The following is a 21,527-nucleotide window of genomic DNA, read 5'->3' as shown; positions in this document are numbered from 1 at the left end:
TTCGATGCGGACAATAATCTATCGACAAAGACCCGCACAGCGGACCCCGGTCGCGCCTGCAGCGAAGGACCTTTCTCCCCCGATCGTTACGAATGGTGGCGACTGGACAGTCCTGCCACGCGGCGGCGCGAAGTTTGAGTTGCCCCAGATGAATACTCCGTGCGAGCCAAAGCTGTTTCGGTTTCTGCAGCCGAATTGGGTGCATACTCCCCTGTCGTCAAATCCATACCGGGTCGACAGAAAACAGGATGCGCCTGGGTCACTTAATAAGCGGGGCTGCCATAGGAGGGGACGAAAACAAAACGACGCGGCACCCGAAGGCACCGCGCCAGATAGAATTACTTTTCGGCTGCAACCGGTCATACCCACACTCACGCTCGTCGACGGCCACCGGACTACATCTGAGACTAGCGCGCTTTATTGAAGTGTCAATGTGAGACTTTAATAATTTCTGTTGCAATAACTTTTAGTCGTGATGAAATAGGCACCAAGCAAACGGTGTACTGGACCTGGATGTATGTCTGAGATTTCTAAATTGGCGGAACTGCGAAAACTGATGCTGGAAATGGAGCGTTCCATGGGGCTTCAGGACCTGTCTGCAGTGGAGCGGGACATCTACTACGCAGCGACCGAGCTTTCAGAGGCCCGCAGTGGTGTACAGACCACCAACTTGCTAGACCACACACTCGTTGTTAACGTGTCTCGGCCCACATTTTTCCGAGCTCTCAAATCCTTGGTTTGCAAAGGGTATCTCTTTCAGAACCAGGCGTCAGGACGAGGCCAGTACATTGTGAAGCCGCTGGACTAGTGGTGTGTTCGGCCAGGAGAGAGCAGCGATGAGATTACAGGCCTGGGCCAAAGAAACAGCGGTGGTATCGTTCGCGTATCTCGCCACTTTCTATATGACATTTGAACTTCTGATTCCGCTTCAGGACAGATATTTTCCAGAATTTTCAAGCCACGCCAGCCTGCTCTTCCTGCCGCATGGCGTCCGGGTGCTCGCCGCCTGGCTGTTGGGGTGGCGCTCTGTGGTTGCATTGGGTCCTGGTGTGTTCCTTGCGTTTTTCAGCGTGGCTGGACTGGGGGTGTTTACTCCAAGCCGCCTGATCGCAATCCTGATCGCTGTCATCGTACCAGCAGCCACTTTCCACGCCTTCAAACTCGTGAAATGGAATCTTTCACCACGTTCAGGTCAAATGCCGTGTTGGCCTTGTATCATGGCGGCGGGTATTGCGATTTCCATCCTGAGTTCACTGCTTACGAATTTCGTTCTCGGTAGCGGTCCGCAAGATTACCTTGCTTATCTCGTGGGTGACATCATCGGATTATTCGTCCTTATGATAATGCTGATGTTCTTTTTCCGGGTCTTGCGCCGCTACGAGGCGTAAGTCCGCAAGTCCGCAAGTCCGCAAGTCAATTTGGTTGCAGTGAGGGCGATCAACAATGTCCGGTTTGGGATCTGAGCGGAACTTCGCTGCGCATCGATTGAACGCCTGCTGAGCGGACGTTCAAGACTTTTCCCGGATCAGTCCGACGGGTGCTCCCGGCCCTTTTCCCGCGCTTCACATTGCACTTTGATGCAGCAGTGCAACTTCTTCAAATCTGCCATTCACACATCGCGCAGCATCCAGGCTCCCGGGCGGTCAAGACACGCTTTCTGCCGCCCCTGCGGCGCACTTGCAGCCTCTCTTCGGCGTAGACCCATTTAGCCGTGGTTGTGGCTTCGCGACATGGGTTGGACTTGTGCCAAGGCAATAGAGATCGGGCAGACGAACGGTGCCCGGCGGATTACCAGACGCGGCGGCCGATATCTGCGAATGCTGTTTGTTCAGGCGGCCAAAGTGACCCTGATGCAACCTCATCACTGGCCAGACTTCAGCTTTGGCGAATGGCGGAACCGGGCGGAGCTCCAAATGCATCGCAACAAGCTGGCGGTCGCACTTGCGAACAAACTCGCCCGGTCTGCGTGGAGCGTCCTGCACCACGGCACCACGTTCGGTGCACCCGGAGACGAGGTCGTGACGGGCGTTTCCCCCCCGTGATCCAAAGGCGATCGCAAAAGACAAAAGCATGGAACGGAAATACTACACCCACAAAGTCTGACGGACTTTTTGGTCATAATTGACCTTGCAACTGATGAGACCACGGTGCGGGCGTACCCCCAATGAGGCCACGACCCGCATGTCGATCAACAGGCCGGAAACAGATGTGCTAGGTCCGAGAACATGCGAAAAAACATTTGTGAACAGTACCCGCACATACAAATGGGCCGGATGTAACTTTCCTGAGCAATTCGCGACCCACCGCGATCATACAAGTTGATCAAACTGGATATTGGCACCGTTTGAGCGTAAAATGGACGTGACTGAAAGCCGGTAGCACGGTCTGGTTTAAGAGACGAGCACCTGTGGACCTTCACCCAACGAGATCGGCTCGCCTCAGTGCTATGTGAACTCTGTGACCGTTATCGCAACGCCAGATACGCTTTCTATACTACTCAAGTTGGTATCTTATTATGTGCCGGACGGCGCCCTGACCGTGAATGATTAAATTGACTCAGATCGAGAACGAGCCTTACCTCTGAGTGGAGGCAACCCAGCCAGGCCACACGGTTTGTGAAGGTCTGCGTGTCTGGTTTTTCGCAAAGTGCGCATCGGCAGAACGGAGGACGATCATGGCAGAGCAAACTCCCGGTGCCAGACTGGCGGCCCTTGTGGGGCCTTATTCCAGCGGAAAGACAACCTTGCTTGAAGATATCCTGTTCGCCGCAGGGGCAATTCCACGACGTGGTACCGTCAAAGATGGAACGACCGTCGGCGATGCCTCGTCTGAGGCAAGGGCGCGTAGCATTTCTACCGAGCTGAACGTCGCCTCATTCGAATATCTGGGCGATCCCTGGACCGTAATTGATTGCCCCGGTTCGGTCGAACTGATCTACGACGCGCAATGCGCGATGATGGTGGCCGATATCGTCGTGGTGGTCTGCGATCCCCGGCCGGAACGCGCTGTGACGTTGTCTTCGCTACTGCGTTTCCTTGACGACCGCTCCATTCCGCACCTCATCTACATTAACAAGATGGATCAGGAAGAGGCTTCGGTCCGAGCCACATTTGAAGCGTTGCAAACCATATCATCCCGCCCCCTGTTGCTGCGCGAAATCCCGATACGGGATTCAGATGGCCATCTGACCGGGATGGTCGATCTGGTCAGTGAGCGGGCGTGGCGCTGGGAGCCGCACAAACGATCCGCATTGATCACTCTGCCCAGTGAGCTTGCTGCGACCGAGGGCGAAGCCCGCAATGCGTTGTTGGAAACATTGGCCGACTTCGATGACGACCTGATGATGGAGTTGCTCGAGGATGTCGTGCCATCGACCAGTGAGATCTATGAAAATCTGGTGCGCGACCAGCAGGAAGGCCTGATCGTTCCGGTGCTTTTTGGCTCTGCCGAGAATGAGAACGGCATCATCCGACTGATGAAGGCGCTGCGCCACGACACACCCAGCGCCGCCGAATCCGCCGCCCGACTGGGCTTGCCGGTATCTGGCAACGTGGCGCAGGTGTTCAGCACCGCCTATGCAGGCAAAGCAGGGAAACTCTCTTTTACGCGGGTCTGGGCCGGAGAAATCAGCGATGGCGACAACCTGAACGGCACCCGGGTGACCAGTGTCCGCCAGCACCTTGGACCTAAATCGGAACTGATCGGCAAGGCGGGTCCGGGCCAGGTCATTACGCTGGGCAGGTTGAGTTCCATCCGGACGGGGGACCTGCTGACGGAAACCGGTGAGGCCAACGCTGACTGGCCGGCACCATTTGCGCCGATGTTTTCCCTGGCCCTTCACACAGAACACCATGCAGATGAGGTGCGCCTGTCTGCAGCACTGACACGATTGACTGAATCCGACCCTTCGATCTCTGTCGAACACAATCCGGACACCGGAGAGCTTTTGTTGTCCGGTCAGGGGGCGATTCAGTTGCAGATTGCCCTGAAACATCTCGAAGCGGATTCCGCCCTGAAGCTGACCCAAACCACGCCCGTTGTGCCTTTCAGGGAAACCATCACCAAGGGCTTAACCCAGAAAGCGCGCCACAAGAAGCAGTCGGGTGGGCATGGAGAGTTTGCCGATGTGGAAATTGAAATCAGTCCGCTGAAGCGTGGGGAAGGGTTTTCTTTCGAGGACCGGATTGTCGGCGGCGTCGTTCCCAGACAATACATACCAGCGGTGGAAAAAGGCGTTCGGGAATATCTTCAGAAAGGCCTCAACGGCCACCCGATTGTCGATGTGGCGGTGACATTGGTGGACGGTGGGCATCACCATGTGGACAGCTCCGATATGGCGTTTCAGCGGGCAGCGATCAAAGCGATGAGCGAAGCAATACCGCAATGCAAACCCATTCTTCTTGAGCCCATTCACAAGGTCAGCTTCTCGGTGCCTTCGGAGTTCACCCATAAGGTGCAACGCATCGTATCAGGCCGCCGGGGTCAACTTTTGGGTTTTGACGCCAAACCGGGCTGGTCGGGTTGGGACGAGGTTCAGGCCCTGATCCCGCTTGTTGAAATGGCGGATATCGTGACCGAATTGCGGTCTGTCAGCCTTGGGGTCGGAACACATGTGTCAGAGTTTGACCATCTGCAACATGTTTCCGCCAGGGATGTTGCGCGGGGATAAGAAACCCGGACATTTGGCCAATTTTGCAGGACCAGCTGAACAGATGGGCAACGCGAAGGATATTTCCGGATGTTCTGGTGCGACATACGTCAAAGTTACACTGCTGGAAATTTCTTGAACGGTATCAGAGCCAACGACTTATCAATCAGCGGATCGTGGGATGGCGCACAGGACAGTTCGTATCCTGGTCTGTGTCAGCCCTGGTTTAACCGGCGCGTTTTGTGCGCCTTGAGAGCTTGCCGAATTACCCGCGTCGTCCCTTATGTGAACAGCCCCTGAGCCGGACATATTCAGCGCGTGTTCAATCTGGCGTACACCAGCGCGGTGCAACCTGCCAAAGACAGATTTGACAGGCCTAAATACTGCGTCAACAATTGCAATCAAGTGACGGCATTGATCCTGTACGCTGCCAGATGAAGGTTTCTGAGCGTTATGTATGCCGCGCCCCCGGACCCGCTCCGATCCACACACCATCAATTGCCACCGGGGCGTGTCGAAAGAGCCATGGCGCGCCATTGGTCCGGGAGCCAATGGCGAATGACCGATCTCGCAGCGTCTGAAGGCTGTGGACCCGGAGTGCCGGGGCCGCGTTACTATGATCAGGGCTGTTTCAAGGTTGTGCTGCCGCCACCGCCGGACGGGAGGCCTGCGGCGAGCCGCTCAGAGCTTGAAATTGAACAGGCCCTGGTCAAACGTATTGTAGCGCTCGTACTGAAGCAGGTCGTAAAGTTCCTGCCGGGTCTGCATCTTGCCAATGATCTCGCGTTGGGTGCCACTTGCTTCGATATCACCGAGGGCATCGCTGACCGCTTTCATCGCGATGCGCAACGACGTGACCGGGTAGATCACCATGCTGGCACCCAGGTCCTGCAATTCGCCGGCGGACAACAGATCGGATTTGCCGAATTCAGTCATATTGGCCAGCAGCGGCGCGGCGATCTCAGCCGAGGCTTTGCGCCAGTCTTCTGCGGTCAGCAGCGCTTCGGTGAAGATCATATCGGCACCGGCCTCTGCATAGGCGTTGGCGCGCGCGATCATGGCGTCCAACCCCTCAATCATGCGCGCGTCAGAGCGGGCGATGATCACCATATTGGGGTCGCGGCGGGCATCTGCTGCGGCTTTGATACGACGCACCATATCCTCCGTGGAAACCACCGTCTTGCCGTCCAGATGACCGCAGCGCTTGGGGTTGACCTGATCTTCCAGGTGAAACCCTGCAATGCCGCGATCCTCCATCATGCGCACCGTTCGCGCGACGCTCATCGGCTCGCCAAATCCTGTGTCGCAATCCACGATGGTCGGCAGATCGGTGACGCGGGCAATCTGTTCGGCCCGGTCAGCGACTTCCGTCAGCGTGGTCAGCCCGATGTCGGGCAGGCCCAGATCGGCTGACAAAACCGCGCCGGAAACATAGACCGCCTCAAAACCCGTACGCTCAATCTCCATAGCGACCAGAGGCGAAAACGCCCCTGGTGCTCTGATGATTGTTTTTTGCTTCAGAAGGTCACGCAACTTGGCGCGTTTTTCCGGGCCATTCAGCTTGGAAAATAACATCAGAAAATTCCTTTGCTTGGGTTGATGACCAATTCGGTCCCTGTGGCTTCGATATTCAGCTCAGAAAGCTGGCCAGCGGTGAGGTTTTCAAGGTTCAGCACGGCGGCGAGGAAACGGTCCTGTTCTGCGCGCGAGACATTGCCTTCCGCGATAGCGCGAAACTTGTTGATGTATTGCTCGCGGCCAAAGGGGCGCGCGCCCAGTGGATGCGCATCCGCCAGGGCGATCTCTTCGGACAGCTGCGAGCCGTCTTCAAAGGTCACGATCACTTCGCCACCGAAGGCTTTTACCGCCGGGTCCGCCGAATGATAACGCTCGGTCCACTCCGGTGCCTCTTCAGTGGTGATCTTGTGCCACAGCTCTACGGTGTCTTTGCGGGCAGCCCGCTCAGGCGCATAGGAGGCGACGTGATGCCAGCGCCCGTCCTGCAGCGCGACGGCAAGAATATACATGATCGAATGATCAAGCGTTTCGCGGCTGGCTTTGGGGTCGAGTTTCTGCGGGTCGTTGGCGCCAGTGCCAATCACATTGTGTGTGTGGTGGCTGGTACGCAGCAGAATGGATTTGACTTTGGACCAGTCGCCCCCAGTGCGTTGCAGAATTTTGGGGCCGGTTTTGGAGGCCAGATCAATCAGCGCCTGGCTCTGGTATTCTGCAGAATGTTCCTTGGTATAGGTTTCGAGGATCGCGCGTTTGGCTTCGCCCTGCTCCGGCAGCATCACATCATAACAGGCATTTTTGCCCGACAGCATGCGGGCGATGACGGAATCTTCGCCTTCGTAGATCGGGGTTGGAGCCCCCTCCCCGCGCATCGCCCGGTCAACGGCTTCGATCGCCAGTTTGCCTGCATGGGCGGGGGCAAAGGCTTTCCAGGACGAAATCTCACCCTTGCGTGACTGGCGGGTGGCTGTAGTCACATGCAAGGCATGGTTTACGGCCTGGTAAATGACTTCGACAGGCAGGTTCAGCAGGGTGCCAAGACCCGCCGCCGCCGATGGCCCAAGGTGGGCGACGTGGTCAATCCGGTGCTCGTGCAGACAGATGCCGCGCACCAGGTTGACCTGGATTTCATAACCGGTGGCGATCGCTTTGATCAGCTCCGCACCGGTGGCACCGGTCTGTTGTGCAACCGCGAGAATGGGGGGGATATTGTCGCCAGGATGGGAATAGTCGGCGGCCAGATAAGTGTCGTGGTAATCAAGTTCGCGCACAGCAACACCGTTGGCCCAGGCGGCCCATTCGGGGCTGAAGGTTTCCGAGCAAGGCAGGCCAAACACGGTGGCGCCATTCTCTTTGGGATGTGCCGCAGCCTGGGCGCGCGCGGTCACGACCGGGCCACGGTTGACCGAAGCCATCGCAACCGATGCGTTATCGATAATCCGGTTGATCACCATATCTTTGACATCGTCATCAACCGGGGTGTCATCGGCTGCAACAGACGCGATTTTCCACGCCAGCTGTTCTTCACGTGGCAGGCGATCCGCTTCGGGATGTACTTTTACGATGTGTTTTTTCATGGTGCAGGCCCTTCGTACGCATTTTGACAAACGGGGCGCGTCTCTGTTCACGCCTGATTGTCCTTTGCAGCCACTCTATCGCGCCGGGCTTGCAGATCGTAGAGCAGCCGGTATATATCAGCTATATCATTTACGACATGAGGACGCGATGAAACTGTCTGAACTGGAACTGTTTATAAATGTGGTCGACGCGGGCAGCATGTCACTTGCGGCCAACGCTTTGGATCTGGCACAGCCAAATGTCAGCCGGACAATCAGGGGGCTGGAGAGCCGTCTGAGAACAACTTTGCTGAAAAGAACCGGGCGCGGTGTCGAACCAACGCCCAGTGGTCAGCGCTTTCTGAGTTTCGCCGAAAACGTGATTGCGGATTTCGAACGCACCCAGGCAGATATCCAGGAATTGGATGGCGCCATCCCCACCCGGCTCAGCATCTGCATACCGCGACATACCGGCCGGCTGCTGGTGCCGGCGATTTTCCGCGTGTTTCATGAGCAACTGCCCGAAGTAACGCTGGAAATTTCAGAACGCCAGGCGCATGACGCCAGCAAAGCCATGGCCGCGAAAGACTGTGATGTTGCCGTATTTTACGACAATTCGACCAGCCCGTTTCCCGAACACAGGCGGCTGTTCACAGAGCCGCTTTATATGACCGGTCACCGCAAGCACCTTGGGGATCAATCTGATCATATCACCCTTAAGGACTGCGCCGGGCTGCCACTGTTGATGTATTCTAATCCGCCCTACGCAAGGATGATTGAAAGCGCGTTTGCAGCGGAAGACCTGCAACCGAAAATCATCCGACAACTGGGAAACAAGGTGGCGATGACGGCCTTTGCGATGGAAGGCGAAGGTGTTGCAATCCAGGCCTTCAGCAATTTTGCCAATGAATATGAGAATGGCGAAATCCAGGCGCGGCTGATTGTCGGGCCAGGTATTGAACGAAACATTCTCGCCGCGCTTGGTTTGCATCTGGAACGCAGATTTGCGGAACGTGTGTTCAAATTGCTGAAATCGGCTCTCAAAACCATTGCACCGGCTGCGCGCTGGCGGGTGTGAAGGGAAACTTCTGCCTGTAAGTGAACCGCGGGTCTGTGGTGGGATTGGGGCCCGGGCGCGCTGGTATTGGCCAGTTTTGAGCTCGTGGCACCAGCGTTCATTTTCCTCAGGTGTGCGCTGCGGGTGGCGCTGCTGCTGCCTGCGGCGCCGGCCTGGCGGGCGGGCACACTGCCGCTGAACCTTGTAATTTTTGCGCGGTTGTCACTTTTGGCCTGTCCATGAGCGTTCAAAAGCGACCCGGCATCAGCAATCAAAAGTGCCCCACCCGATACGAGGCAAAGTGTCTGACGTAAGCACATGTGGCTTTTTGGCAGTAAAAGACGGATAGACGTCATTGCCGACACGATGCTTTTGCCAAACAATAGGTCTTATGATGCGCCCAGACGACATATCCCCCCCAACCCACAAGCGCCCAAAGCTTGTTATCATGGTCGCTTTTGATGGCGCCAGTTCCCTCGATATCGTAGGCCCGCTTGATGTATTGTCGGGGTCAATTGTAGCAAGCCAGTCGGATATTCCCGACTATTCTGTTGAGATCGCGTCCCGCAAAGGCGAGCTGATCAGCACCACACCCGCGGGGATTTCCATCGCAACCAAGCCGTTTGAAGCTTTTGAGAACCGCGAAATCGACACCCTGATGATTGCCGGTGGCGAGAGCATCGATCTGGCGGTTGCCGATGCACAACTGATCGACTGGATTGCAAAGACTGCGATCAGGGCCCGTCGTGTGGCCAGCGTTTGCACCGGAGCGTTTCTACTGGCGGAAACCGGGCTGTTGTCTGGCCGCCGCGCCACCACCCATTGGCGATGGGCCAAACAATTCCAGGAGCAATACCCCGCTGTCCAGGTCGAAGTGGACAAAATCTACGTCAAGGACGGCAAATTTTTCTCTTCGGCGGGGATCGCGGCGGGTATGGACCTTGCGCTTGGCCTGATTGAGGATGACCTCGGCCCGCAAACAGCGCTCGCTGTTGCGCAAAACTGGGTGATGTTCCTGAAGCGCCCCGGGGGGCAGTCGCAATTCAGTTCGCTTTTGCCTCCGAGCACCCAGGCACAGGGGCCGATCGCCGACTTGCTGCCATGGCTGCAAGACAATCTGAACACCGACCTGTCCGTCGAAAAACTTGCGGGCAAATGCGGCATGAGCGACCGTAATTTTGCCCGGAAATTTGTCAGCGAAGTGGGCGTCACGCCGTCGAAATTTGTTGAGAGCATCCGCCTGCAGGCCGCCAAAAGCTACCTTGAAACGACCCCGACCGCGATCGAAGTCATCGCCGCACAGACCGGCTTTGTCAGCGCCGACAGAATGCGCCGCTCGTTCCTGCGAAACTTGAAAGTGAACCCCCAGGATTACCGGGAGCGGTTCCGCTTTCGTCAATAGATTCAACACTATCAACGAAGGAAAATTAAATGAAAAAGAAAAAGGTCGGGATCTACCTGTTTCCGCATATGACGATGATGGACGCTTACGCGCCGCTGCAGTTCTTCGCGATGGTGGAAGAGTTTGAAACCTTCACATTTGCCAAAACATCCGAGCCACTGATGTCTGATGCCGGCGCGCTTTTAGTTCCGAATTACGGGTTTGAAGACTGCCCGGATATTGACGTGCTGGTGGTGCCCGGCGGCGGCAACACTCTGGCACAGATGCAGGACACCGAAGTTGTCGATTTCATCCGGGCCGCTGGCGAAAAGGCGGAATATGTCACGTCGGTCTGCACCGGTGCTCTTATCCTGGCTGAGGCCGGGCTGCTGCATGGCCACCGCGCGGCAACACATTGGGCGTATCGCGAAGTGCTCAAATGTTATTCCGGCATCGAGCTGGTCGATGAACGTGTCTGCATCGACCGCAATCGTATCACCGGCGGCGGCATCACTGCCGGGCTTGATTTTGCGCTTACCGTGATTGCAGAAGTCATCAATGAGCCCACGGCCCATGTGATGCAGTTGTTGTTCGAATACCGCCCTGCGCCGCCCTTTAACTCGGGCGGGCCAGAAACCGCCCCGGAGTTTGCGGTTCAGGCGGTTCGCGGCAAAGTCGCGGAACTGGCGGCAGACCTGTGGGCACACGCAAATTCAAAGAAGGTGGCGTGATGTCTGTCACGATTAAATCCGCAATCGAAGCCCGCAATGCCGACATGATGGTCGCATTCAAAACCCAGGATCTAAAAACACTGGGCGAAATGTATACCATCGACGGCAAATTCATGCTGCCCCATGCCCCGGTGGCAGAGGGCCAGGACGCGGTTAGCGGGACTTTCGGCGCCATGATCGATGCCGGTCTGAAAGAACTCAGACTTGCCAGCCAGTCCGTCAAAGATTTTGGCGATTATGCCGTGGAACTGGGCGCCTATTCGCTCCATGTCGACGGTGGCACGCAGGTTGATAAGGGCCATTACCAGGTGCTCTGGCAGCTCCAAAACGATACCTGGTTGATCTCGCAGGACATTGTCACCAGCTCCGAGCCGCAATAGCAGGGCTGATTTTCCAGAAAATCCAGACACATTTTAGCCGCGCCCGGTACAAATCATTGGGCGCGGGCCGATCCCCCTTTGCCGCAGGACATAAAAATGACCGACTACCACCTGACAATTGGCAGCCAGCCTGTCACAACCAACCGCTATTTTGATGTGAAAAACCCCTCAAACGGCGAACTCGTCGGCAGAGCTCCGCAGGCGGGTAAGGCCGAACTTGATCTTGCCGTCGCCGCCGCTGCTGAAGCGTTCATATCCTGGTCAGCAAAATCTGATGCCGAACTGCAGGCCGCCTGCGAAAAGGTCACAGCGGTTATCTCCGGGGCGTCCGAAGAACTTGCTCATATGATCACTCTTGAGCAGGGCAAGCCACTGAACGGTCTTGGCTCGCGCTGGGAAATGGGAGGGGCTGCGGCATGGGCCGGATATACTGCGGGCCTGAGCCTCAAAACCGAGGTGCTGCAGGACACCGATGAGGGCCGGGTCGAGCTTTGCCGCAAACCGCTTGGGGTCGTCGGCTCGATCACGCCGTGGAATTTCCCGGTCATGATCGCGATCTGGCACATCCTGCCTGCCCTGCGCACCGGCAACACGGTGGTGATCAAACCTTCGCCCAACACACCTCTTTCGACCTTAAAACTGATTGAACTGATCGACCGCGTGCTGCCTGCCGGCGTCATCAATGTGCTCACCTCTGACGACGACGGCGAAAATCTCGGCGCGATGATGGCGGCGCATCCGGATATCCGCAAAATCGTCTTCACCGGCTCCTGTGCCACCGGGCAAAAAGTGATGCGCTCCGCCTCGGAAACGATGAAACGCCTGACGCTTGAAATGGGCGGCAATGACGCCGGTATTGTACTGCCGGATGTCGACCCGGCTGCGATTGCCGAAGGGCTGTTCTGGGGGGCTTTTATCAACAACGGTCAGACCTGCGCTGCGTTGAAACGGCTGTATGTGCATGAAGACGTCCATGACGCGGTGTGCGAAGCGCTGGTGGCGTACGCCCGCAATATCCCGGTTGGCGACGGGATGAATGACGACAGCGCGCTTGGCCCGATCCAGAACCAGATGCAGTTCGACAAGTTCGCCGGTTTTGTCGCGGCTGCCAAAGTCAAAGGAAACGTACTGCTGGGCGGTGAACCAGGGATCGGGTTGTTTTTTCCTCCGACGATCATCAGTGGCCTTTCCAATGACGATGACCTGGTCTCCCAAGAGCAGTTCGGCCCGGCGCTGCCGGTGATCAAATATGCTGATCTGGAGGACGCCATCGTGCTTGCCAATGACAGCGACAACGGCCTGGGCGGTTCTGTCTGGTCTTCAGACGTTGTAAAAGCCCGCGAGGTCGCCAGCCGGTTGGAATGCGGATCGGTCTGGATCAACAAGCACGGAGCTATTCAACCAAATGCCCCGTTCGCCGGTGCGAAAAGTTCTGGCCTGGGGGTCGAATTTGGCCAGGAAGGGCTGCACGAGTTTACCGACATTCAGGTTGTTTTCTCCTGAAGCACGAGACCACCTTCACCATCAAGACGCTGTAATAATCCCTGCCTGATGGCGTGGCCATTTTGGGCAGGGTTTCCAGAGGTGAAACAGCCGTTTCGCCCCAGTTCGGCGAACATGCGTAACTGGGCTGCCTCTGTTCTGAGGTCGAGCTCCCGGCAGGATCACAGGATAGCCGTGAACAAGGGAGACAGATGATGGAATACTTTGTTGGGCCAGATGTTTCGCTGCGATCCTGTGGGCTTTGCATTCTGGATGGCAAGGGAGCGGCGATGTTTGAGCGGGAGCTGCCTTGTGAGGTCGGCGATATCGCAGGCTCACTGCCGATCCGGCATATGCGTGCAGCGGTGCCATCAGAGCATCAACCAGACTGCGGAGAGAAGCGCGACCCGGATGAGCGACAATGACCTGGAAGAAAGAAGGAAAACGAGCTTGACCCAATCACCCAATTAGAGAAGCCGCCATACGCTGCGAGGTCAGCGGAGCGGTCTCAACGGATCGACGCAACACATGTATTGAAACGCTCAGCGGGAGTTTCGTATCCCAGCGTCTTTCGAGGTCGTTCGTTGAGCTGTCTGGCAACCGCGCTTAGCTTTGCTTGACTATGTATCGACAAATCCGTGCCTTTTGAGAATTACTGTCGCAACAGGCGATTGGTGTTTTCGTTTGCGCGCCGTTGCCATGCATTGCCCGGCAGGCGATTGCTTTAGCAATCTGCTGGGAGGGGGCTGTGAGGTTCGCACGGGAAGACATCGATATCCGTCGCCGAGGTAAAGCTATTGTGCGCTGCCATCTCCGATCCGCGCTCCCAGGTCAGTGAGCGATACAGCTCTTTCGGCAACTTGCGTGACTGTTTGATCAACGCCTGAATGACGCTGTGGTGTCTGACGTCAGCGCTTATGGGTTCAAATAGCCGTATTTGATAAGAGAGTGTTCTTGGCTCATCGTAACCCCTGAGGAGTGGAAGATGAGACAGACAACTGGAACACGCAAAAGCCGTGGCGAGAAGATCGTCAAAGATATCAAACGTGCAACGCGCAAACATTATTCATCTCAAGAGACGATCAGGATCGTCCTGGATGGCTTGCGCAGCGAAGACAGCATAGCTGAGCTGTGTCGCCGAGAAGGCATCTCCCAAGGCGTCTAGTTTACCAGGGACTATTCACTATTCACTATTCAAAATAGGAAGAATTGCAGGACCAAACCTCCTTTTTTGAATGTCCGCTTCATGAGCGCAAAAGGACGGAGGGTAGCGTCAAACATCGACGGCAGTTTCGCCCACGACCACTAATCAGCGGGTCCGCTTTGGACCGTGACTGGTCACCAGAAGGCATTGGAGTGAAAGACGGTTCAAGGCCGTTCTCGACTTTGACAGATTGTTGCATGTGTTCAGAGTTTCATACAGTTGGCGTAGTAGGTTACCGTGGCAGGCCAGTCGGAGAATATGCCCTTGATACCCACCTGCTGGGTCAGCACATCAAGGGTGGTGTAAATATCGCCGTCTGCGGTTAGTGCGCCAAGCGTTGACTGGTAGTAGTATTTGCTACGGCCATCCAGAACGTCTTCGCGAAGGCGGCCGGAGCGTTCGAGGGTCCAGGTGATAATGTCGAGGTTGGCAACCTGTGCGGCCCGAGCGTAGTCCGAGGGGATGATCTGGCCGTCGTCTTCTTTCAGCAGCACCCATTGCGGTGGGGCAATGGTGGTGATGCCCATATCGGCGATCTGTTGCAGTGTGGGGGTTTGATTGTCGGATGGGTCGCTGGCGTCAAACTTGCGGCCGTCGAGCAGAATGGCGTTTTCGCCGAATTCGGGTGCGTTCCTGAGCCAGTAGAGCACGTCGTCGGGGCTAAAGGATTGCGGGCGGACGTCTTGTGCAGGGATGCCCGCTGCTTCGTATTCACTGATCATTTTTTGGGCAAAGTCGGTTTGCGTGAAAACCTCGCCGGTGACCGGCGAGGTGAACGGCATGTCGACGGCCGGTGCCTTCAATTCGGGGGTGAATTCGACACCGAGGCTTTGCAGGAGTGCGATGCTTTGCGCGTGGGTCATCAGAGTGCCGCCAGTGGCGTAGAGGTCGGTGCGCCAGGAGGCGGTGCCGTTCATGAAAGCCTGGGGCGTGGTGGCTGCGCGGTTACCTGCGTCCATTTTGCCTTTCAGTGAGAGGAATTCCGCAAGGGTGAGTTCACTGGTACGGCAGGTGGCGCTGGCCGGTTCATCGATGCTGCCGTCGGCGTTGAAGGTGGCTGGCGTGAACGGCTTGATGCAGGTGGCGGCAAGCGGTGTGGCAAGGATGTTAGTGCTGGTCGCCAGATCGCCCTGCGAGTGGCGGCAGACCAGCGCCAGATCGGCGGTAAAAGTGACGTCGCATTCGATGATACCGGCACCCATGCGGGCTGCTGCCTGATAGGATTCGCGTGTATGTTCGGGGAATTGCAGCGGTGCGCCGCGGTGGCCGATGGAGAAGTTGGTGCGGGAGAACGGTCCGTTAGCGCAGGATTGGAGTTTGGTTTTGAGCTGGCCGTCAGGCATCTTGTCGATGAGGTAGAACGGGCGAGGCCCGAGCTGGATATTGGTGGGTTCGGCGGAATGGATGGCAGAGGTAAAGAAGATTGCAGCACCAAGTACTATTGGGAACATTTGCATGGGATACCGCCGTTTGAAATTGCCTGATACACGTTAAAGATTAGCATATGTAGTCGACATTCCCAAAGTATCTCAAGCGTTTCCTGAAGCAAAGAAACAGGGCGAAGACATTACTTATATCAAGACTTATGAGGGCTTATCATATCTGGCGCTCGTGATTGACAGTAAGCGTACGTCTGCATCCCGTCCGGGAGTGCCTTCAAGACGACGGTTAAATTTCGGCGGCGTGGCGGAAAGCATCGCCCTTCGCCCCAAATTCAGCAAAGCTTGCTACCCGGATGCAGGCCGTGAGGAGGAAATGGGTTTTAATGTTAAATCTGCCCTATTACTCACTGAATGCGGATTGCCATTGAGAAATGAGCGAATTCAAATCCCGAAGGAGTTCACATCAGCGCCGCCAGCTGCAGCCCCTGTGTAAGACCTACTGTACACCGACTGCGGCAAAATACTTTGAGTAAGCTTGCAAGTATTTTTCGTGTACGAACGGGTAGGTCCGTTTCACATAGTCCAGATTGAAAGCAGGCATGGCTTTGCGCAATATCGCGTATTCAAATTCTGCCTCTTTCATTTCACCAGCGGCCACGAGGGCTGCGATCAAACGCTGGCGGCCGCGTAAATAGCCTGGGTCGGCTGCCATAGATTTGCGTGAATAGTCGACAGCGTCTTTGGCGTTGCCCCCCAACAACAGACAGGTCGACAGATCACCACACAATACGGATAATGAGGGGGCGCAGGGGTCAAGTGCCATCATGTAGTTGCACTGCTCAACCGCCTCATCAAATTTGCCGCCGAACTCAAGACTGCAAACCAGATAGTGGCGAACCAAAATATCAGAGGGGTTCATGTCAATCGAGTTGCGTGCCGTGGCTTCAGCGGCGGCGATATCGTGTTGGCCGAGAGTCTGAATGATCGAAACGGTGCCCAAAGCGGAATAATTGGTGTCATCCAGGTCCACCGCCTCTTTGGCGCGGCGCATGGCGGCCTCGCCGGATTTCATTGGATCATTTGACCAGCTATTGATGGTATTGTGCCAGTGGCAGGTCGCAATCCCGCTGACCGCATCGCTGGAATTTGGATCTCGCGCCAGAGCGTCGCGAAACATTGCCATCGCGGTGACATTGTCTTCGGCAGAGCCATAAGCGTGGCCGTTTTTGAATTTTATCACCCGGGCTTTATGCAACATTTCCCAGACTGTCAGTTCTGAAGGTTTCTTTCTATACAGCCGTTTCCTCTCGGCACGGCGGATTTCGGGTTCGACACGACGGGCGATTTCATCGCTGATCCGGTCCTGAATTTCGAATATGTCGTCTGCGCGCCCATCAAACTGTTGCGACCAAAGCTGTTGGCCGGTTCCTGCATCGCTCAGTTCGGTGTAACCCGGTAGCGCGAACCAGAGCGCCGCACTGAACCACTGATAACGTGGCGGGCCCCGGATTTCCGTGAAACCGATTGCACAGTTGCGATTGTGTTTCCTGACTGCCCGCTGGTGTAACGTCCAATTACCGGGAACCAGCGCCACACAGCGAGCCCGTTAACCACATCTTCGGTAACTCCATCAGCGAATTACACATCGCTTTTGGTGTCGCTCATGCAGCGATACGGAAGTACTGCCACGGCGGCTCGCCCCCTGAACAATTTCCCCGGGGCCGACGCCGGCGCTTTCGCAACAGGTTGGGAGCGCACAGCGCCGGTTTCCCCTGATATCAATTTTTCGTTCCGTTCAAGCATGCCTGCGGTGGGAGCCACCCCAAGCTCGGCGTCCAAAAGGGCGGCGAACTCGGTCATTTTTGCCAATGCGGCAGTACGATCACCCGAATCCACCAGCGCCTTGATTATGCCTACAGCCAAACCCGGAAGCTGCGAGCTACAGAAGATCACTACCTGCGGGACATGGGTATCTCCCGGCGCGAAGCGAACGCCGGCTTTTTCACCCAATACATGGAAAACCGCCGGTAATAGTGAGAAAGGAAACGAGTTTATTGCCCGGATGCGTGATTTGGTGATCCAGTCCGACCAGGCATACAAGGTAGGCGGCAGCCCCGGCTTCCAGCAGAATTTCGTGCAAAACTAACGGCCGGGTATTCAGTATACATATCCTGCATTTGCAGCAGAGCGGACCTTCGCTGTGCTCCGCTTGAACGCCGGCTGAGCGGACATAGCAGACAGACGCCTCGTTACCAAAACCACTGGAGCTAACGAACTTGCTACAGTGGTGGATTTATGAAAATATTGAGATACACATTTCAAGTAAGAGTATTCGGGTGTCCAAGCTCGCCACACCACTCTTCTTTGTTCTTCTAACTAACTTTGCGTTGTTTGGCGCAATTGCGCGTGCCGAGACTGAATTGATCAGCGTTAGCAAACTGGATTTTGAAAGAGGAAGACGGCGACGTTCCACCCTGGGCATCAGACGAGGCAATCCCGGTTGGCACACCTCTGGTCAAAGTCAGCGGCCTCGCCTCACGGTTGTCTGCGGTGTGGGTGGGCATAGGGATGACAATTCTGCCATCTTCGAAATGAAGATGGGTGTGCTGGGTAAACTCATTTCCCCGATCATGCGCACGCAGCTTGGAGCCGAGCTTGGCGCATTGCTGGCCGGCAATGCCTCCTGCTTGATTGAACGTACAAAGGCAGCCTGACGACCAGAGTCAGACATAAAAAGCTGGCGCGGAATGTGCCAACCTTAGTTGTCCCCCCCTTATGACCTTCAACCGCCCCCGCTGCTTTTTGCAGAACCGCAGAGATCCGAATGGTGCCAGCGTCAGCAACGCAAGGACCGCCCGCGTTTGATCGCTGCTCTGCCGGCACCCCACGTTGTGCCTCAAAATACGGCCCGCCGCAGCAAACTCAAATGGCAGGGAGCGGCGGGCGGCGGCAACTGTCTCCATCCTGTCTGCTCCCGGTGTTTCCCGGCCCGGGTCATTTTCCAGCCATTCAGGTCGGATTGGCATCAAGTTCCACTGGCTTCAAAAACGCAAAGTCGCAGCCCTCGTCCGCCTGCAGTACCTCTGTGGCATAGAGCCGGTCATAACCGCGGCGCTGCTCGGGCGGCACGTTATCACAGCACCACTCCCCGCGCCGCCGCGCCAGTTCAGCCTCATCCACCAGCAGTTCGATGGACCGGTTTGCCACCGACAGCCTGATCTGGTCGCCGTTGCGCACCAGCGCCAGAGGGCCACCGATGGAGGCCTCGGGCGTGACATGCAGCACAATGGTGCCAAAGGCGGTGCCGGACATGCGCGCGTCCGAGATGCGGATCATATCCTTAACACCCTGGGCGCTGAGCTTTTTGGGGATCGGCAGATAGCCGGCCTCCGGCATGCCGGAAGCGCTTTTGGGCCCGGCGTTTTGCAGCACCATGATATCGTCGCGCTCGATGTCCAGATCCGGATCATCAATGCGGCTGGCCAGATCTTCAAGCGAGGTAAAGACCACGGCACGGCCGGTTTTCTCAAACAGGTCCTTGTCGGCGGCCGAGCGTTTGAGAATAGCCCCGCGCGGCGCGAGGTTGCCAAAAAGCGCGACCAGCCCGCCCTGGGGCTCCAGCGGCGCCTCAGCGGTGGCAATCACCCGGTGATCCACATAACCGGGATCGCGCTCCAGCCGGTCGCCCAGGGTTTCGCCCGCCACAGTCAGCGTGTCGTGATGCAGCAGAGGTTTTAATTCGCGCAATACAGCCCCGACGCCGCCGGCAAAAAAGAAATCTTCCATGTAATGGCTGCCAACCGGTTTAAGATTGACCAGCACCGGCGTGGTGGCAGAGAGCTCGTTCATCCGCTCCAGCGACACTTTGATGCCAAGCCGCCCCGCCACCGCCGTCAGATGCACGATGGCATTGGTGGAGCCGCCCAGCGCCAATACCATACGCATCGCATTTTCAACGGATTTTTCGGTGATCACCTGGCTGGGGAGGATCGGCTGTTCAACCATGCGCGCTGCCGCCCGGCCCGAAGCCTCGGCCGCGCGCAGACGATCGGCATGCACCGCCGGAATTGCAGCGGTTCCGGGCAGCGACATGCCCAGCGTTTCGGCAATGCAGGCCATGGTCGACGCGGTGCCCATCACCGCACAGGTGCCCGCCGTGGTGGCCAGCCGCCCTTCGATGTCGTTGATCTGCGCCGTGCTGACCTCGCCGGCGCGATACTTGCCCCAGTACCGGCGGCAGTCGGTACAGGCGCCCAGCCGTTCTTCGCCATAGCGCGATGTCATCATCGGGCCGGCGACCAGTTGCACCGCCGGCAGATCGGCTGATGCCGCCCCCATCAGCTGTGCCGGAACTGTTTTGTCGCAACCGCCCATCAGCACCACCGCATCCATCGGCTGCGCCCGGATCATCTCTTCGGTGTCCATCGACATCAGGTTGCGGAATTTCAGGCTGGTCGGGTTCAGGAAAACTTCGCCCAACGAGATGGTGGGAAATTCTATCGGCAGCCCGCCGCCCAGCAATACGCCACGTTTGACCGCCTCCAGCAGTTCGGGGAAATGGCGGTGACAGTTGTTAAATCCGGAAAAGCTGTTGGCAATGCCGACAATCGGTTTTTTCAGAACCTCGCGCGAATAGCCCATGGAGGAGGCAAAGGAATTGCGCAGGTAGACCGAAAAATCCCGGTCGCCGTAATTGGTCAGCCCGCGCGACAGACCGCGTTCCTTTTCTTCGTTCATACCTGTGTCTCCGACAGCCTGATTTTCACATATTTCGGAACGAGATAATCCTGGATGCCAAAGGCACCGCCTTCCCGGCCCATGCCACTTTCTTTGACGCCGCCAAAGGGCGCCTCGGCGGTGGCCAGAAGCATTTCATTGACGCCGACCATGCCAACTTCAAGGTCCTCATAAGCGCGGGTTGCGACGGACAGATTGTTGGAAAACACATAGCCTGCCAGCCCGAACGGCAGCGCGTTGGCGCGCGCGATCACCTCGTCGTAAGTGCTGAAACTGGTGATCGGGGCAATCGGGCCGAAGGGTTCCTCATTCATCACCAGAGCCTCATCGGGCACCCGTCCCAGGACCGTGGGCTCCAGGAAGAATCCCTTGTCCAGCCCGGGCGGGGTATTGCCCCCGGCCAGCAGTTCCGCTCCACGGTTCAAAGCGTCCCCGGTCATCGCCCGGACGGTTTCCAACCCGCGCTGGTTCGCCATCGGGCCGACTTCAACCCCCTTCTCCAGCCCGTGCCCGACCTTGAGAGAACGCGCGATCTCTGCAAAGCGCGCCGCGAATTCCTCGTATTTGCTGTCATGCACATAAAACCGGGTTGGCGAGATGCAAACCTGACCACAGTTGCGAAATTTGGTCCGGGCACAGAGTTCGGCCGCCTGACTGGCGTCAAAATCGTCAAACACCAGCACCGGCCCGTGGCCACCAAGTTCCATGGAAACTTTTTTCACCCCCTCGGCAGCCAGCGCCAGGATACGTTTCCCAACCGGAACAGAGCCGGTGACCGTCACTTTGCGCACGACCGGCGAACGGATCAGCCGCTCGGCGATCAGGCTGGAGTTGCCGGTGAGCATATTCACCACGCCATCGGGGATGCCGGCATCGTGGCAAGCCTGGATCAACGCCGCGCAGGAGGCCGGTGTCTCGCCCGCCGGTTTGATGATGACCGAACAGCCTGCGCCCAGCGCTGCGGCGATTTTACGGGCCGGCAGCAGGGCGGGAAAGTTCCACGCCGAAAACGCCGCCACGACACCCACCGGCTGCAGCAGCACAGACATGCGGCTGTCGGCGGTCCTTGCGCCGATAATCTGGCCGTAAATACGTTTGGCCTCTTCGGAATACCATTCAAACTGATCCGCCGCGGCGCCGGTTTCCCCCTTTGCATCGGCCAGCGGTTTGCCGGTTTCAAGCGACATCAGCGTGGCGATCTCGTCCGTGCGTGCGCGCAGCAGGTCGGCGACACGGCGGATCTTTGCAGCCCGCTCCCAGGTGCCGGTCCGGCGCCAGATCTTAAAGCCCCTTTCTGCTGCGCCCAGCGCCGCGTCGATATCCGTCTCGGTCGCCATGGCAATCGTGCCCAGGGGCTCCTCTGTCGCCGGATCGGAGACCGCCCTGGTGCCTCTGTCGGAGGCGGACCGCCATGCGCCGTCGATATAAAGATTCAGATCGTCATACATTGGCAT

The 21,527-nt window shown here is 57.2% G+C and carries 16 protein-coding genes and 2 pseudogenes; 10 read left to right on the top strand and 8 right to left on the bottom strand.

Annotated elements, in window-relative coordinates; genetic code table 11:
- The first annotated feature begins 517 nt into the window (after window positions 1-517).
- The 3 genes from DWA01_RS08850 (at window position 518) to DWA01_RS08835 (ending at window position 4,669) form a co-directional block, all read left to right on the top strand.
- Complete coding sequence (locus DWA01_RS08850) at window positions 518-808, top strand: hypothetical protein (protein WP_114285483.1); 291 nt, start codon at window positions 518-520, stop codon at window positions 806-808.
- A 28-nt stretch (window positions 809-836) separates the two neighbouring features.
- Entirely contained in the window at window positions 837-1,388 is a 552-nt protein-coding gene (locus tag DWA01_RS08845) for a hypothetical protein (RefSeq protein WP_200832529.1), read from the top strand.
- A gap of 1,286 nt (window positions 1,389-2,674) precedes the next feature.
- Window positions 2,675-4,669, top strand: a complete 1,995-nt coding sequence (locus DWA01_RS08835; protein ID WP_114285481.1) for an elongation factor G — start codon at window positions 2,675-2,677, stop codon at window positions 4,667-4,669.
- 660 nt (window positions 4,670-5,329) lie between these two features.
- Here DWA01_RS08835 and prpB read toward each other — a convergent pair.
- The gene (gene prpB / locus DWA01_RS08830; protein ID WP_114285480.1) at window positions 5,330-6,223 is read right to left on the bottom strand and encodes a methylisocitrate lyase; all 894 of its coding nucleotides are present in this window, start codon (window positions 6,221-6,223) and stop codon (window positions 5,330-5,332) included.
- Window positions 6,223-7,740: an MmgE/PrpD family protein gene (locus DWA01_RS08825; RefSeq protein ID WP_114285479.1), complete on the bottom strand. Its 1,518-nt coding sequence runs from the start codon at window positions 7,738-7,740 to the stop codon at window positions 6,223-6,225. The genes prpB and DWA01_RS08825 overlap by 1 nt, the downstream gene beginning before the upstream one ends.
- 148 nt (window positions 7,741-7,888) lie before the next feature.
- On the opposite strand from DWA01_RS08825, the gene DWA01_RS08820 reads away from it, so the two are divergent.
- From DWA01_RS08820 to DWA01_RS08800, 5 genes are all read left to right on the top strand, one after another.
- Window positions 7,889-8,797 (top strand): LysR family transcriptional regulator, encoded by a 909-nt coding sequence (locus tag DWA01_RS08820; RefSeq protein WP_160115985.1) that lies wholly within the window; start codon window positions 7,889-7,891, stop codon window positions 8,795-8,797.
- Window positions 8,798-9,224: 427 nt separating this feature from the next.
- Window positions 9,225-10,178 carry a GlxA family transcriptional regulator gene (locus DWA01_RS08815; RefSeq protein ID WP_114285477.1) on the top strand — a complete coding sequence of 318 codons (954 nt, stop codon included), beginning with the start codon at window positions 9,225-9,227 and terminating at the stop codon, window positions 10,176-10,178.
- Between the two features lie 29 nt (window positions 10,179-10,207).
- Window positions 10,208-10,888: a DJ-1/PfpI family protein gene (locus tag DWA01_RS08810; protein WP_114285476.1), complete on the top strand. Its 681-nt coding sequence runs from the start codon at window positions 10,208-10,210 to the stop codon at window positions 10,886-10,888.
- Window positions 10,888-11,268 (top strand): YybH family protein, encoded by a 381-nt coding sequence (locus DWA01_RS08805; RefSeq protein ID WP_136057703.1) that lies wholly within the window; start codon window positions 10,888-10,890, stop codon window positions 11,266-11,268. The genes DWA01_RS08810 and DWA01_RS08805 overlap by 1 nt, the downstream gene beginning before the upstream one ends.
- A 96-nt stretch (window positions 11,269-11,364) precedes the next feature.
- The gene (locus DWA01_RS08800) at window positions 11,365-12,771 is read left to right on the top strand and encodes an aldehyde dehydrogenase family protein (protein WP_114285474.1); all 1,407 of its coding nucleotides are present in this window, start codon (window positions 11,365-11,367) and stop codon (window positions 12,769-12,771) included.
- 487 nt (window positions 12,772-13,258) lie between these two features.
- On the opposite strand, the pseudogene DWA01_RS08790 reads toward DWA01_RS08800, so the two are convergent.
- Window positions 13,259-13,645, bottom strand: a pseudogene (locus DWA01_RS08790) (transposase); the annotation flags it as partial.
- A 90-nt stretch (window positions 13,646-13,735) separates the two neighbouring features.
- On the opposite strand from DWA01_RS08790, the pseudogene DWA01_RS08785 reads away from it, so the two are divergent.
- Window positions 13,736-13,912 (top strand): annotated as a pseudogene (locus DWA01_RS08785) (IS3 family transposase); the annotation flags it as partial.
- 245 nt (window positions 13,913-14,157) lie between these two features.
- Here DWA01_RS08785 and DWA01_RS08780 read toward each other — a convergent pair.
- The 3 genes from DWA01_RS08780 to DWA01_RS08770 all read right to left on the bottom strand — a co-directional run bounded on the left by DWA01_RS08780 (window position 14,158) and on the right by DWA01_RS08770 (window position 17,436).
- Window positions 14,158-15,411, bottom strand: a complete 1,254-nt coding sequence (locus DWA01_RS08780; RefSeq protein ID WP_114285472.1) for a glycerophosphodiester phosphodiesterase family protein — start codon at window positions 15,409-15,411, stop codon at window positions 14,158-14,160.
- A gap of 421 nt (window positions 15,412-15,832) precedes the next feature.
- Window positions 15,833-16,594 (bottom strand): tetratricopeptide repeat protein, encoded by a 762-nt coding sequence (locus DWA01_RS08775; RefSeq protein WP_136057702.1) that lies wholly within the window; start codon window positions 16,592-16,594, stop codon window positions 15,833-15,835.
- 380 nt (window positions 16,595-16,974) lie between these two features.
- Window positions 16,975-17,436 (bottom strand): hypothetical protein, encoded by a 462-nt coding sequence (locus DWA01_RS08770; protein ID WP_136057701.1) that lies wholly within the window; start codon window positions 17,434-17,436, stop codon window positions 16,975-16,977.
- Window positions 17,437-17,672: 236 nt separating this feature from the next.
- Here DWA01_RS08770 and DWA01_RS22930 point away from each other — a divergent pair, with 236 nt between their 5' ends.
- Complete coding sequence (locus tag DWA01_RS22930) at window positions 17,673-18,050, top strand: hypothetical protein (RefSeq protein WP_136057700.1); 378 nt, start codon at window positions 17,673-17,675, stop codon at window positions 18,048-18,050.
- Window positions 18,051-18,345: 295 nt separating this feature from the next.
- On the opposite strand, the gene DWA01_RS08760 is transcribed toward DWA01_RS22930, so the two are convergent.
- Both DWA01_RS08760 and DWA01_RS08755 read right to left on the bottom strand, forming a co-directional pair.
- Window positions 18,346-20,073 carry a dihydroxy-acid dehydratase gene (locus tag DWA01_RS08760; RefSeq protein WP_114285468.1) on the bottom strand — a complete coding sequence of 576 codons (1,728 nt, stop codon included), beginning with the start codon at window positions 20,071-20,073 and terminating at the stop codon, window positions 18,346-18,348.
- Window positions 20,070-21,521 carry an NAD-dependent succinate-semialdehyde dehydrogenase gene (locus DWA01_RS08755; RefSeq protein ID WP_114285467.1) on the bottom strand — a complete coding sequence of 484 codons (1,452 nt, stop codon included), beginning with the start codon at window positions 21,519-21,521 and terminating at the stop codon, window positions 20,070-20,072. The genes DWA01_RS08760 and DWA01_RS08755 overlap by 4 nt, the downstream gene beginning before the upstream one ends.
- Between the last annotated feature and the right edge of the window lie 6 nt (window positions 21,522-21,527).

Origin of the sequence: Candidatus Halocynthiibacter alkanivorans (assembly GCF_003333265.1) — a bacterium.
GTDB classification, from domain to species: Bacteria; Pseudomonadota; Alphaproteobacteria; order Rhodobacterales; family Rhodobacteraceae; genus Halocyntiibacter_A; species Halocyntiibacter_A alkanivorans.
Note: the sequence above shows the minus strand (reverse complement) of the source record. Positions and strands in the feature narration are given on the sequence as shown.